Raw genomic sequence first — 13,706 nt, forward strand, 5'->3', positions numbered from 1 at the left:
TGGCTTCAAACCATTGCGGTCGTCGGCCCCGCGCTATCTACCCTTCCAAACAGGGGTGCGCTTTTCGGCAAAGGCCCGAGCACCTTCAAGGCTGTCCTCCGACCCATAGAGTACGTCGACAGTCGCAAGCTGACGGCGTGTCAACCGGTTCATGGCGTCTTGAAACGAGAGCGCTTCAGATATGCGCGCCGTTTCCTTGATAGCGGCAAAGACCAACGGCGGGCCGTTAGCGAGTAGGCGTGCGACCTCCCACACCCGTTCCTCGAGTTTATCGTTGGGCAGCACTTCGTTCACCAGACCCCAGCGATGCGCCTCAGCAACATCCATCCAGCGCCCAGTGAAGAGAAGCTCCATTGCAATGTGATAGGGCATGCGTTTCGGCAGCCTGACCGATGCCGCATCCGCCAAGGTTCCCGCACGGATCTCCGGCAGCGCAAAGGAGGAATGATCGGAGGCGTAGATCAAGTCGCAGGAAAGCGCCAACTCGAAGCCGCCGCCAACCGCCATACCGCTGACGCAGGCGATTACAGGTTTGTTGAGGCCGCGCAGTTCCTGCACTCCGCCGAATCCGCCGATGCCCCAGTCACCATCGGCCGTCTCGCCCTCCGCTCTCGCCTTGAGGTCCATCCCGGCGCAAAAGAATTTGTCACCGGCGGTCTTGAGAACGGCAACACGCAACTCTGGATCGTCGCGGAACGCCTTGAAGGTTTCGCCCATCAACCGCGAGGTCTTGGGATTGATGGCGTTAGCCTTGGGCCGGTCCAGGGTGACTTCGAGAATTGCGCCTTCGCGATGGGTCCTGATCGCATCAGACATTCTTGTTTTCTCCGTATACGAGCAACGCATCAGCGATCCAGGCGCCCTTGCCTTCGGCACAAACGATCAGCGGGTTGATGTCGAGTTCCTCGATCTGGGCATTCTGCTGCACGAAGGCAGCGATGTCCGCTATGGCCTCGATCGCCGCTGTCACGTCGGCCTTGGGCCGCCCACGGTATCCTTCGAGCAAAGGGTAAAGCTTAAGGCGGCGCAACGCTGCATCAATGTCACTGTGTGTTGCCGGCAGCATCAGCGTCGCACTATCGCGCAAAAGCTCGACCAACACGCCGCCTGAGCCCAACGTCATCACCGCGCCGAAGATTGGATCGCGAGTGAATCCGACGATGAGTTCGGCGACACCATCGCGCACCATGCGCTCAACATAGAGCTCACTGGCGAGAGGCAGCAGATCGCGTGCCGCGCTGTTGATGCTTTCAGCGTCCCTGAGGTTGAGCCGTACCGCCCCAACCTCAGATTTGTGGCTGACGCCAAGCGCCTTCAGAGCGACTGGGAAGCCGATCGCCTGGGATGCGGTCACCGCCTCGGCCGCACTACCGGCGCGCATGCCTTTGGGCACTGGCAGCCCGGCCTCGATCAGCCGCGCCTTCGCCTCTGCTTCATCAAGCGTAATACGGCCGACTGCGCGTGTGCCCGACCCTACAGTGTTGACCGGTCGGGCCTCTGGCTCACGCCAAGCGGAGCCAATGAATGCGGCCGCTTGGGCGGCATCCAACGCTTCCGGAACGCCGAACAACGGTGTGACGCCCCGCGCCATCAGTTCTGTGGCATAGTCTTCAGGCATGTTCTCGTGCAGCGACGTGACGATTGCTCCCTTCGCCTTGTTTGTCTTCAGCGCAGCTTCGAATGCGCGCACGATCGTCCAATAGGGACCAGCGTTCGAACAGCGGTCGGGACGCTGGAAGTCGAGCACCGCCATGTTCAGATCGAAACCGCCCGACACCATTGCGGTAAAGGTCGCGGTCAACGCCGGCTCGTTGTTCCACGTGAACGTGTTGTAGTCGAGAGGGTTGGCCACCGCCACCAGGGGACTGAGTGTTGATCGAACCCGTGCGCGGTGCTCCTCAGTGAGGCCAGGGAAACGCACCAAGCGACCTTCCGCTGTGTCGGCCATTATTGACGCTTCGCCACCCGAATAGCTCATTGACGAGAGGCGATATCCCGACAAGGGCCCGGTAACGTGCAACAGTTTCAGCGACTCAATAAAAGTGGGAAGGGAATCCACCCTGGCGATTCCGAGCCGCTTCAGGAACGCACCGGATGCGGCGTCGGAACCAGCAATCGAAGCCGTGTGCGAAATTGTCGCCAGTCGAGCCTGCTCCGAACGGCCGGCCTTCATGGCGATAATAGGCTTTCTTAACTCTCGCGCCCGTGCCGCCAGTCTTTCGAAACCGGCCACTGAGTCGAAGCCTTCGATGTGCAAGCCGAGCGCGGTTACGCGCGTATCTTCGATGAGGCCCTGCGCAATTTCAGAAAGGCCGGTCTGCGCCTGATTTCCAGCAGTCATCAGAAACGCAATAGGCAAACCGCGCTTTTGCATCGTCATGCTGATGGCGATGCTGGAGGATTGGGTGATGATGGCCACGCCACGTCCACCCTCGGCAAGTCGGATTCCGCCATGCTGGTCCGGCCATAGAAGCGCGCCGTCGGTGTAATTGATCAAGCCGTAGCAGTTGGGACCGATGATCGGCATTTCGCCGGCGGCGGCGACCAATTCGGCCTGCAGTCTCTCGCCGTCTTTATCGTCGGCTTTGGTCTCGAGGAAACCAGCGGCAAAGCAGACAACACCTCCGGCATTACGCTCAGCCAGCGCCCTGATCACCTCTATGCTGAGGTGCCGGTTGACGCCGACCCAAGCAGCATCCGGCGAGCCGGGTAGCTCCGCCACGGAACGATAGGCTTTCCTACCGGCAACCTCGTCCTTGGTGGGGTGGACTGGCCAGATCTCTCCGGCGAAACCCATCTTGATCGATTGCGTGACGACAGTTGCTGCCTGCTTACCGCCGAACACGGCGACCGATTTGGGCCGCAGAAGACGCTCAAGCTTGCTCATTGATCAGCCCCTTTGCTCAGCATCGCCAGCGAAATGAGATAGAGGCATTTTCGGTCCTCCGCCCAATTGTGCTCGATGCGGAGCGGTGCAGGCCGCCCGACCGGACGGCGTGATGACGCAGACCGAAGTGCTAAACATGACATTCGAATTCGACTGGAGTTTTTCCTCACTTGACTTGGCCGTTGATGAGCCCTCCAAGGCCAGCAAGTCGCTTCAGATGATGGTCGGCATCGCCAAATAGCAAGTCGAGCATGGTCACATGCTTGAAATAGTGGCCGATGCTGTACTCCATGGTCATTCCAATGCCGCCATGGAGCTGGATCGATTGATGGCCGATTGCCTTCGCGGATCGGCCGATCTGGACCTTTGCCGCGGAAATGGCACGCTCGCGCTCGATGACGTTGTCCTCGCCCACCATCATTGTGGCATACATGGCCATCGAGCGCGACTGCTCCAAATCGACAAACATGTCGACCGCACGATGCTGCAGCACCTGGAAGCTACCGATCTTCTTACCGAACTGCTCGCGCGTTTTGAGGTAGTCGAGCGTGATCTGCTGCATTGTTTCAAAACAGCCGACAGCTTCCGCGCAGAGCGCTGCGACCGCCTCGTCCGCTATCCGGGAGATGATTGGAAACGCGCCTTCTGGATCGCCAATGACGTCAACATTCTTGACGCTTACATTCTCAAGGGTGATTTCGGCCGCACGCAGACCATCCTGTGTCCGATAGCCGCGGCGGCTAAGGCCTGGCGCGTCGGCATCGACAATGAAGAGACCGATCCCGTTCCTCTCGCGTGCATCTCTGGAGGTGCGCGCAGAGACGACGATCTTATCGGCAGTATCGCCGTGGAGGACGAGGCACTTGCTTCCGTTTAGTATCCATTGGTCGCCGTCTTTTTTCCTCGCATGCGTCTCGACGTCAAAAAGATCGTAGCGCGACTGCGGCTCGGCGTAGCCGAAGGCGCACTTCAATCGGCCTTCCGCGATACCGGGGATCAGTTCGGCTTTCTGTGCTTCGCTTGCCCCGAGCCGAAGCAGGCCCCCGACCAGGACAACCGTCGCGAAGTATGGCTCGAGGATCAGCGACTTCCCGAATGCCTCCATCGCAATCATGGTCTCGACGGCGCCGCCACCGAAGCCACCATGATTTTCCGGAAATGGCAATGCGAGCAGCCCGATTTCTGCGTACCGCGCCCACATTTCGTCGCTATAGCCTCTTGCGTCAGCCTGATAGATGCGACGCTTCTCAAAGCCATAGCTGTCGGCCAACAGGCGTTCCACGCTATTTTTGAGGAGTTGTTGTTCCTCGGAGAGATCAAAGTTCACGATAGAAATTCTCCTGAATGAGGGCGCCTGGCCGATCTCCCATCACAGGCCGAGGATTGCTCTTGCGATGATATTCTTCTGGATTTCTCTCGACCCCGAATAGATTGATGCCGCGCGGCTGTAGAAATAGCCGGGCGCGGTCGTCGCAGCCCAATCGGGGCCGATCGGCGGCTCGTTACCTTCGAGTTGTTCTTCTGAAAGATAAGGAAGGGCGTAAGGACCGGCGACATCCATCAGCAACTCCGCAATGTCCTGCTCGATTTCGGCGCCCTTGAGCTTTAGGATGGAGCTTGCGGGATCCTGCGCACTCTTCTGCTGCCTCGAGGCGTTCGCTAACACCCGAAGCTGCGTCATTTCGAGCGCCTTCAGCTGGATCTCGACGGCGGCGATCTTTTCGCGAAACCAGGCGTGGTCTATTAATGGCTCCCCGCCGACGCAGGACCGTGCGGCAAGGTCCTTGATGCGACCGATGCTTTCCTTGGAAGAGGTTACGCCAGCGTCCGAAAACCGTTCATTGGCGAGAAGGAACTTAGCGTAGTCCCAGCCCTTGTTCTCTTCGCCGACCAAATTCTCGACCGGAACACGAACGTTGTCGAAGAAGATCTCGTTGACTTCGTGACCACCGCTGATCAATTCGATTGGGCGCACCGTAACACCAGGTGTCTTCACATCGACCAGGAGGAAAGAGATACCCTGCTGTTTCTTCGCTTCGGGATTTGTCCTCACCAAGCAGAAGATCCAATCAGCGTATTGCGCCCAGGTCGTCCAGGTCTTCTGACCGTTGACGATATAGTGGTCGCCGTCACGTACGGCCCGCGTTCTGAGCGAGGCGAGGTCGGAGCCGGCGCCTGGTTCTGAGAAGCCTTGGCACCACCAATCCTCAGCGTTGGCGATACGCGGCAGGTAGTACTTCTTCTGGGCCTCATTGCCGAAGGTGTAGATTACGGGGCCGACGAGAGACTCGCCGTAGCCAAACTGTGTCCACGCGGGAAACGCCCGCACCTCCTCCGTGAAAATGTAATATTGCACCGGGGTCCAGCCCGTCCCCCCGCACTCCTTTGGCCAGGTGGGGACGCCCTTCTTGTAGAGGACGCGCACTCCGGCGGCCTTGTCGTCCTTTGACAGCTTTCGCCCTTCAGCCAATTTGCGCCGCAACTCCGGCGGCATGCTGTCACGCAAGAGCTGTCGTACTTCTTCGCGGAAAGCCCGCTCTTCTTCCGTGAACGCGATATCCATCGATTTCTTTCGGTTGGAAATCTGGCTTCAATCTCAGCGCTGCCGGATGCTGGCGCCTACGCGCTCGGGACGAGGCAACTTGGCGTGCCGCTCGGCAAGCTCTAGCAATCGCTCGCGAACCTCGCCCCGCACGGGCGCGCTACGCCGGCTGCTTGCGTCGACATGAATTAGCATCTGCTCCGACATCGCGACCGGCTTCTGGTCCGCTTCACGGGTGAGAACGTGAAAGACATGAAGGCGCTTGTCCTGGGCACCGAGCACCTGCGTGAGAACCTGGGCACGGTCGCCGGCGTGCAACTCTCCGAGGTGGAATAGGTGGGTCTCGACCGTGTAGAAAGCACCGCACCTTGACCGGTACTCGCTGTCTATGCCGACATAACGTTCCAGGGTGCCGGTGGCTTCACTGAAGAGCTGGAGGTAACGACTCTCATTGACGTGTCCGTTGCTGTCGAGCCAGTCAGAGGGCATTTGGGCTGGCGGCATCCGCAGTGGTCCGCAGCCGTCGTCGATCTGGAAGTTGGCCTCACGCAGCCCCTGCTCCCAAAGCGCAACCGTCTCGCCTGCACCATAGCCTTGTGAACGGAGTCCTTGCAGAAGGGCTACGTAGCAGTCGTCGCGGTTCTGTTCGATCTCGAGGCTACCAAGCTTCTCGCCTCGGTCGTCTGCTTGCTGGGCGAGCTTGTCGAGGAAAGCATCCGTGAGCTCTGGCACCTCGGTGAGCTTCGACCACGGCCACTTTAGCATCGGCCCCCATTGCTGCATGAAGCGGCGCATGCCGTCTCCCCCACCGGCAATGCGGAAGGGTCCCATGATCGCCCGGCGCAGCCCGAAGGAGTAGCGGATGGCGTCATCGACCTCCTGCACTGTCGCCAGGTTATCGTGCACCAACCAGAGCGCCTCGCGCCACATTGCCTCTTGGAGCCGGTTTGCGATGAAGCCGTCCACCTCTTTGCGCACCACGAGCGGGTGCATTCCGAGTCCCCGGTAGATCTCCGCCGCCCGCTCCAGCGCCTCGGGTGCCGTCCTCTCTCCACCGCAAAGTTCGACCAGCGGCAGCATGTAGACTGGGTTGAAGGGGTGCGCGACAAGAAAGCGCTCCGGCCGATCCATCTCAACCTGCAGCAGGGATGGGCGTAGCCCTGACGTGGATGAGCAGATCAGCGTCTCCGGCGCGGCCGCTCGACTGGCGGCCGCGAGCAGCTGCTGCTTGAGATCCAGCCGCTCCGGCGCCGACTCCTGCACGAGTTCGACGCCCTGAACCGCGTCCGCAACTGACGTCGCAACCGACAGACGCCCCTCCGGCGGCAGCGCGAGTCGCGTCAATCGCCGATATGCGCGCCGCGCATTGGCCAACTGCTGCTGCACGCCCTCTATTGCACCAGGCGCGGGGTCATGCAGCCGCACGTCCACCCCGTTAAGAACAAACCGGGCGGCCCAGCCGCCGCCAATCACTCCGCCCCCCAACAGCCCGACTGTTCGCAGCCACCTCTTAGACATGACCTTCACCTCACCGGTCCATGCGGGTTCCGCTCTACCGCAGTCCCACTCCCCGTAACCGCGCAGGTGATGAACACCTCCGAGATCATTCCCACCCAGTACGGTCGCTGAAAAACATCCCTGTTCAAACACGGGCAGCGACAAATTTTATCTCCTGAACTTGTACTTTCCTCCTTGATCGGGATTTGGCCGATATAATCAGTCGCGAAGCAGAAATTCTGCGCATCGTCGGCACCGGATGAAGTTTTTCTCACGTCGAACTCAACATTGACGCAAGGAAGCCACATAAGCCGGGACGATCGCCGCAACGAGAAGAATGTCCTGAGAGCCTTACACCGCTGCGCGCAGGAACGGATGCTCATCAGGTACTGCAGCGGGCGTCCATTTAATCAACGCGAAAAGCCGGATTGCACCCTCCGCATTGGCAATGCCAGCGGAGCGCCCATTGAGAACAGAGAGGATCGCCGATGCCGAGGACAGAGCCAACGCGAGCAAGTCGGCAAACTCTCTCTCGACAATTCGCGCGTATTTATCGAAGCACCATCGCTATCAATCGATGAAGCCTAGCGGCTTTGGATCCGGCAGCATTGAGAGCGCTCAAAAAAAGGGCCACTCCGGAAGGAATGGCCCGCAAGTGGTGGGAGGAACGCCCACGCGAGAACTCTGAAATCAGGCCGCAGCCTGATCAAACAGCGAGATGCACAGCGAGCACTCGCCTTGAATCTCGATAGTCAGTACCCTCGCGTCAGGTCGATCACATTATGCAAGGGCTTCTTATCGATGAACCGCTGCAGGTTAGCGGCGAAGATCTCGAACAGGCGCGCGGAGTAGTCGCTCGGATACCCTGAAACGTGGGGAGCGACGAGGACATTAGGCATTGTCCAGAGCGGACTGTCGGCCGGGAGCGGTTCTTGCTCAAATACGTCGAGAAGGGCACCTGCTATGGTCCCCGCTTGCAGTTCCTCCACAAGCTCGCTCTCCGCAACGACTGACCCGCGAGCAATATTAACTAGAAAGGCACTGCGCCGCATAAGACGAAGCTGCTCACGGCGGATTAGCCGGGTCGTTTCGGGAACGAGGGGAACGGCAAGCACAACGAAGTCGGAGAGTTGCAAGAGTTCTGCAAGGCCGTCGGGCGGGAGGAGCCTGTCGACGCCGTCCACCGGCGTGCTCACATCGCGCTTCGTGCCGAGAACTGTCATCCCCGCGCCTTTGCCGCGGCGGGCGATGGTGGCCCCGATCGAGCCCAGCCCGACCACGCCGAGCGTCTTCTGCGAAATCGGCGGCACCGGTCGCGTGTGCCATTCCTTGCGAGACTGCTCCCGCATGAACCGCGGGAAGTCCCAGTGCATCATGCCAATGCCCGTCATTACAAAATCCGCGATGGATTCACCATGGACGCCCCGGGCATTGGTGACCATGAGATCGCGGATACGGTTGCAAGTCGGCAAGATCGCGTCGATGCCTGCGGAGGTCGACTGGAACCAGCGTAGCCGACGGGCCTTGTCCAAGACCTGGGGAGGAAAATCGATTCCGGAGCCCACAATGACATCCGCATCGGCGACTTGGGCTTCGAGCGACGCAGTATCTTTGGCACTCAACACGTGCACCCCGGGAAAGCGTTCACGGGCGAGGCGAGCGACCTCGGAACCATGCACCAAGACAGTGACCGTATCGCTGGCGGAAAATGTGGAGGATGTCATCACCGGCTCGTCCTTGTTGCGCGAATAAACCGAAACGATTTTTGAGCACCAGCGCGCGCTGTGCTTCCCTCAACGGCACAGGTGATGAACACCTCGGAAATCAATGCACCTTCTCCTGTCGATAGAAGCCCGACGTGTTCCCGACCCGAGCTCAGCGATCATTTTGCGGGAAAGGTTGTATTCTGCTGAGGGATCGGAAATCGACCAATGTGGTCGGTTACATGCCGAAATTCTGCGTATTGTCGGCAGAAGATGAAGCTTTTATCGCCTCAGGCGGTAAGCTAACGCGAACAAGAGCCTTAAGCCCAGTCGCGTCCATTTCCAGATAGCCACGGGCTCCGTCACCAAGCACGCCAAGGCCATGCCGGCGCGTCAGATGAGCAGCGCACGACATCCAGCGCACTAGGTGTACGCTTTGAGGATAAAGGAGTTACCGCTGTCTGCGGTGCCGGGAAAACGTCGCCTGTCCAGCCATCGAAATCAGTTGAACCCGAGCGATGGAAGGGCAACGGTCGTGTGTTCATCACGGCGCTTTGCTCTTCCATGCCGACCACTCTCATTCTGCTGCTTCCCCATCAAGCCAGAATGCATGAGCGGGCAAGGCTCGACTGCGCCGCCTGAATCCGCGCGGCCAGCAAAGCAGGACCCGCGCTCCATGCCAGCATGAACCACTCGCGCCAGGCGGGCCAAAGGCCGGGTGAGGCAATTAAGGATCAGCGCATTTCACGGTCGATCCCGCTTTACTACTCCTGCTTGTATCACGTACAAGTCTGTCGGCCCGGGGTACCGCACATCTTGAGCCAATAATGTTGGGGGCCTGAGATCATGCAAAGCTCAACCGGCCGCTTCGAAAAGGTGCAAAGTCAATGCTCTGGCGGCCTACGACTTACGGCGAGCGCGCATTTTTACATATCTACGGAGCCCTCGGTCGCCATGTGATCGTCGATGCATCCTTCGGCACAACGCTGGACTTTTTGGTGAACGAGCGATCGTTCCAGGAGTTTGCGAAGCTACATGCAACTATTGAAACATTCATCAGGTGCATGCGGGCGGCGGTCTATCTGCAGCCGGAGATCGGCCATCTCGCGCCCGCAGAATACGGCCGACAACTCGGTAAGCGTGACTACGTACCACGCAGCCTCTCGTCGGATCGCCGCTTCTGTGAATTGCTCAAGCAGACTGCAACAGTTAGCTTCGAGGCGAAAGCCGCTCCCCCTGCTGTCGCCAAGGATATCAAAGACGGGACCTCGGACGGGACCACAAGATGCTACCTATGTGGAATCAAGCTGACGAAGGCTGGGCCACAGCATTCCAGATCGACCGTGGAGCACCTGTGGCCTTTGAGCCTGGGCGGCGAGTCGATTGAGGCAAACCTCATCGCTGCCTGCCAGGATTGCAACACCAAACGCGCGAATTCGATAACTTGGGCTTGGGGGCCGGTACAGTCCACCGACTACCGACATGACCCGAAGATCAATCCGGACGTCCAACTACGCATATCATTGGCGATGGCCAAGCTGATGCTGGAAGCCTCCGGAGGGCGCAGGGGTGGTCGTTGTTCGCTGAAGGAAGCGGCCCTGCGGCTTGCTCCGCTGTTTCCCAATCTCGACATCAAAGATCGTCGGCATCGGGTCTATTTCGAATTATTCGATGAAGTGAGGAAAGCCGGATGAAGAGTCCGTCAAAAGCCAAGACGTTTGACTATTACGCTCTAAGCTATTCGCAACGGGGGACAAAGAACTCCCCGAAGTTCATTATGTTTCACGCGCCAGCGGCTGAGATCATCGAATGGGCTGATGTTGATCGGCTAAAGCCAGACAACCGCACCGGAGCGCAGCGCCCTCTTCGAGACCTCAAGGTTAAGAAGGTAGCGAAGTTTCTCGACGCAGACCCACGTAATACGATCCCGACCGCTGTTGTCGTCGCTCTCGATGCTGACGCAGTCAGCTTCAGCGGGAGTGCAGACAAGAAGGATCGCGGACAATGCGGCACACTCGTCATTTCACTGAAGGGCTCAGACAAGCCGGGCCTCATCATTGATGGCCAGCACCGCGCCTTTGGCGTTGCAAAGCACAGCGCCATGCTTCAACTGAACGTGATCGCATTCATCGGCGGAGATGATGCCGAACGCGCATTCCAGTTTGTCGTGATCAACAATAGCGCGACGCGCGTTTCCAGAGATCACATCAGGGCACTCAATCTCGCGTTCGATAAGGACACGCTGAACGATCGGCTGGTGCAGAGCGCGGGCGTCACGTTGGGGATGAAAGATGCGAAATTTGAAGACTACACGTTCGTAGATAGCATCCCACCGTTCAAAGGGCTTTTGGACTGGCCGACCAACAAGCATGGATATATCGCCCCGAACGCTATTGAGAGTGCCTTGGCGGAGACAAGGGACAGAGCGACGTTGCTGGGTATCGAAGACCTGGAGCGCGACTTCTTTCTCGCGATCTGGATGCGCATAAAGGAGCGATTCGGCCCCGCCTGGCGGGCGAACACCGCGGAAAAGCCCAGCCATTTATTGCAAAAAGTCTCCATCATCGTCCTGACGATCTATGTTCTGGACAGTCTTGAGGCTGCACAAAGGATGGCCGATCAGCCGCTGGACTTCGCCAACGAGGAGATTTTTGCGATATCTGTCGACCGTGTGCTCAAGCGCATTCCACTCGAGTTCTGGACGGTCGAATGGCAGCAGAAAGAACTCGACACCGGCGCAGGCCGCGACGTTTTGCTGGAAGCATTGAAAACAATAGACTCGAATGCGCGCTATGGCCGTCCGTGGTACGACCGTGTCGCACTCGTTGATCCCGGCGACCTAACAGAACAATATGATCGGCCACACCCCTCTAAGAAGAAAGCCAAGAAGGCAACGAAGAAGCGGGCGTAGGACAAGATGCGAGAGAGGCCGGGCCCACCGGCTGCTCTTTTTCGTACAAGACAAGCGCCCACATCTGGACGTCGCACAGCGGGCCAACGTGCTGAGGCCGTACCCTCGCCTCTCCGGATCAAGCGACGGCCGAAGTTTCGAGTCTTCTAGTACTTGCCTGTAGCCTCGATAAGAGTGAGTTCTTGGGACTTTATCGGGGCGAGGATTCCGCGGATTGCGAAGATTACGGATCATAATTTACTCGCTCAACGGCACGATGCTAGCTCGCCTGTGATCTGCGGCTGGCGAGCGAGCGGCGGTTGTTAAACAGGCTCGCCCGTTGAACGAACTCTACGACCTCCTCCTCAGGGTTCAGTTCGCGACGACCTCAGCAACAATCTCGTCGAAGCGAGCAATCCGCCGTGCGCTGCTGGTGTCAATTCCCGTGACCCAATAAGGCTCAAAGCCGCCGGGATAATAGAACGCCAAAAACCCGGCCGCCGCAGCCGCCTGCACGTCGCGGTCAAGCTGGTCACCGACCATGAAACACCGCTCACATCCAGCTTTTCGCTTGAGGTCGAGGTAAACCTCGACGCTCTTGCGCACCGAAATCACCTCAGTAATCAGGCTATCGAGTCCATGCTCGGCGAGCAGCGATCGACATCGCTCGGGTCGCTCCTCCGTCACGATGGTTATAGGAACATGAGCTGCCGAAATGGTCTGCAGGCCCGCTCGCACTCCCTCCCGAAGAGGCGGTATCCGCTTCACTAATTCGAGAAATTGGGCTTGCACCTGCTCGAATTCCCCGGCGATCTTGGCACCGGGGCGAGTGACATGTTCCACCACCTCCGCGATATCTTTTCCCGCAAGCACCAGGGCCAAGCCTTGCGCCAACAGACCCGGAGGATATCGTAGATGATCCGGATGAACCGCAGCGATTCGTTGATCGACGGTACGCAGGAAGGCGAGCCCTCGATTTTCGTCGTCTGGCGCGTTGTGGCCCGTGCGCCGTTCCATTTCGCGCAACATCTCCAGTTGAGCAGCCGCAAACACCGCATCGGTATCCCAAAGCGTGTTATCCGCATCGGTAAAGAGATGAGCGCGGTTTGCCACGAGGCTCACTTTTGTAGAGTTGGTGGGGCGGCCTGCTCGGCCGGAGGTTTGGACGGCATGGCCGGCGTATCCGGCGGTGCCGAAGCTGGCGTTGGCCGCGCGGCGGATACCGCCGCCGACGTCTGGGGTGACGCGGCCGGCTCCGAAATCGCTGCCGCCGAAGCTCGCGGTCCGCTGACAGCTTGTGGCGAGCCGACGAACATTACGTTTGCGCCGAACAAGAAAAAGAACAACAGCAGGATGCCCATTGCAATGCGCAGGGCGCCAACTCCGGGGCTTAGAACCCGCAGCTTCTCGGCTACTTTTCCGGCGACAAGATAACTTTCCGCGATATAGCACCGGGCATAGTAAGCCTTGAGATTATCCCCATCGTCCGTCCCCAGCTTGATAAAGGCTTCCCCCCAGTTCGGAGCAGTGACATCCAGGATGCGTTCGTAGAACAGCATCGACGGTGGAAGACCTTCACGGGCGAGGTTCGACCAACTCTTCGGAACGTTGAACTGCGGCTTCACCGCACCCAGGATGAACAGCACGGAAGCTGTCACCAAAAGAACATATGCAAAGAACGCTAGATATGCCGCGATGGTCAGGGCCGATAAGCAATTCGTGGCAGGCGCCTGAAACCCCGGCCAAGGATAGTCGGTCGCGAAGCGGGTGAAGACTGCTCCCACCACGGCGCTCAAGAACGCAATGATCGTCAGCAGTCGAGATACCTTGCCGTCTTCATATTCGGTGAGGGCCTTTACCTCGGTCAAGCTGGCTTTTGCGCCATCGTGGATCCGGTCCAACGCCTTAGGTGGAATCTTCCACGCCTCGAGCTTGCGTATCAACTCGTCGAATGCCGCATCCCGGTTGGCCGCGCTCGGGGGCGTACCCTTGCCGATCATCGTTTTGCCGCTTCTTGAGACTATCGAACCGCCAAAAAGGGTATATCGGTGCGATCCGGGGCTTCGCAACCAGCACACGTCGAAGCCCCAGCAACTTAAAATTCATTTCGTTTCACCTGCTTCGCCCATCTCGGCAGTAGCGTGTCGGCATGTTTGTGCAGGGCCCCTCAAGCTGAAAAAGCTCGTT

The 13,706-nt window shown here is 58.9% G+C and carries 10 protein-coding genes; 2 read left to right on the top strand and 8 right to left on the bottom strand.

Going from position 1 to position 13,706, the window contains the following annotated elements:
- Nucleotides 1-33: 33 nt before the first annotated feature.
- From WN73_RS22285 to WN73_RS22310, 6 genes are all read right to left on the bottom strand, one after another.
- Nucleotides 34-816: a carnitinyl-CoA dehydratase gene (locus WN73_RS22285; protein WP_271554794.1), complete on the bottom strand. Its 783-nt coding sequence runs from the start codon at nucleotides 814-816 to the stop codon at nucleotides 34-36.
- Entirely contained in the window at nucleotides 809-2,887 is a 2,079-nt protein-coding gene (locus tag WN73_RS22290) for an acetate--CoA ligase family protein (RefSeq protein ID WP_271554796.1), read from the bottom strand. The genes WN73_RS22285 and WN73_RS22290 overlap by 8 nt, the downstream gene beginning before the upstream one ends.
- 166 nt (nucleotides 2,888-3,053) lie before the next feature.
- Nucleotides 3,054-4,214 (bottom strand): acyl-CoA dehydrogenase family protein, encoded by a 1,161-nt coding sequence (locus WN73_RS22295; RefSeq protein WP_271554798.1) that lies wholly within the window; start codon nucleotides 4,212-4,214, stop codon nucleotides 3,054-3,056.
- 42 nt (nucleotides 4,215-4,256) lie between these two features.
- Entirely contained in the window at nucleotides 4,257-5,450 is a 1,194-nt protein-coding gene (locus tag WN73_RS22300) for an acyl-CoA dehydrogenase family protein (protein WP_271554800.1), read from the bottom strand.
- Nucleotides 5,451-5,483: 33 nt separating this feature from the next.
- Nucleotides 5,484-7,091, bottom strand: a complete 1,608-nt coding sequence (locus WN73_RS22305; RefSeq protein ID WP_271554802.1) for a 3-hydroxyacyl-CoA dehydrogenase NAD-binding domain-containing protein — start codon at nucleotides 7,089-7,091, stop codon at nucleotides 5,484-5,486.
- Nucleotides 7,092-7,678: 587 nt separating this feature from the next.
- The gene (locus WN73_RS22310) at nucleotides 7,679-8,650 is read right to left on the bottom strand and encodes a D-2-hydroxyacid dehydrogenase (RefSeq protein WP_271554803.1); all 972 of its coding nucleotides are present in this window, start codon (nucleotides 8,648-8,650) and stop codon (nucleotides 7,679-7,681) included.
- An 866-nt stretch (nucleotides 8,651-9,516) separates the two neighbouring features.
- On the opposite strand from WN73_RS22310, the gene WN73_RS22315 reads away from it, so the two are divergent.
- Both WN73_RS22315 and WN73_RS22320 read left to right on the top strand, forming a co-directional pair.
- Nucleotides 9,517-10,323, top strand: coding sequence for an HNH endonuclease (locus WN73_RS22315; RefSeq protein WP_271554805.1), 807 nt, complete (start codon nucleotides 9,517-9,519; stop codon nucleotides 10,321-10,323).
- Entirely contained in the window at nucleotides 10,320-11,540 is a 1,221-nt protein-coding gene (locus tag WN73_RS22320) for a DGQHR domain-containing protein (RefSeq protein WP_271554806.1), read from the top strand. The genes WN73_RS22315 and WN73_RS22320 overlap by 4 nt, the downstream gene beginning before the upstream one ends.
- 351 nt (nucleotides 11,541-11,891) lie before the next feature.
- On the opposite strand, the gene WN73_RS22325 is transcribed toward WN73_RS22320, so the two are convergent.
- Both WN73_RS22325 and WN73_RS22330 read right to left on the bottom strand, forming a co-directional pair.
- A complete protein-coding gene (locus WN73_RS22325) occupies nucleotides 11,892-12,632 on the bottom strand; it encodes an HAD family hydrolase (RefSeq protein WP_271554807.1) in 741 nt (246 codons plus the stop codon).
- A gap of 5 nt (nucleotides 12,633-12,637) precedes the next feature.
- Nucleotides 12,638-13,519 carry a hypothetical protein gene (locus WN73_RS22330; protein ID WP_271554808.1) on the bottom strand — a complete coding sequence of 294 codons (882 nt, stop codon included), beginning with the start codon at nucleotides 13,517-13,519 and terminating at the stop codon, nucleotides 12,638-12,640.
- Between the last annotated feature and the right edge of the window lie 187 nt (nucleotides 13,520-13,706).

This window comes from Bradyrhizobium sp. CCBAU 45394 (assembly GCF_028128655.1).
GTDB lineage: Bacteria > Pseudomonadota > Alphaproteobacteria > Rhizobiales > Xanthobacteraceae > Bradyrhizobium > Bradyrhizobium diazoefficiens.

Excerpts from the sequence above, each read along its gene's own strand:
- WN73_RS22285 (WP_271554794.1), bottom strand. The coding sequence starts at position 816 with ATGTCTGATGCGATCAGGACCCATCGCGAAGGCGCAATTCTCGAAGTC.
- WN73_RS22290 (WP_271554796.1), bottom strand. The coding sequence starts at position 2,887 with ATGAGCAAGCTTGAGCGTCTTCTGCGGCCCAAATCGGTCGCCGTGTTC.
- WN73_RS22300 (WP_271554800.1), bottom strand. The coding sequence starts at position 5,450 with ATGGATATCGCGTTCACGGAAGAAGAGCGGGCTTTCCGCGAAGAAGTA.
- WN73_RS22310 (WP_271554803.1), bottom strand. The coding sequence starts at position 8,650 with ATGACATCCTCCACATTTTCCGCCAGCGATACGGTCACTGTCTTGGTG.
- WN73_RS22315 (WP_271554805.1), top strand. The coding sequence starts at position 9,517 with ATGCTCTGGCGGCCTACGACTTACGGCGAGCGCGCATTTTTACATATC.
- WN73_RS22320 (WP_271554806.1), top strand. The coding sequence starts at position 10,320 with ATGAAGAGTCCGTCAAAAGCCAAGACGTTTGACTATTACGCTCTAAGC.
- WN73_RS22330 (WP_271554808.1), bottom strand. The coding sequence starts at position 13,519 with ATGATCGGCAAGGGTACGCCCCCGAGCGCGGCCAACCGGGATGCGGCA.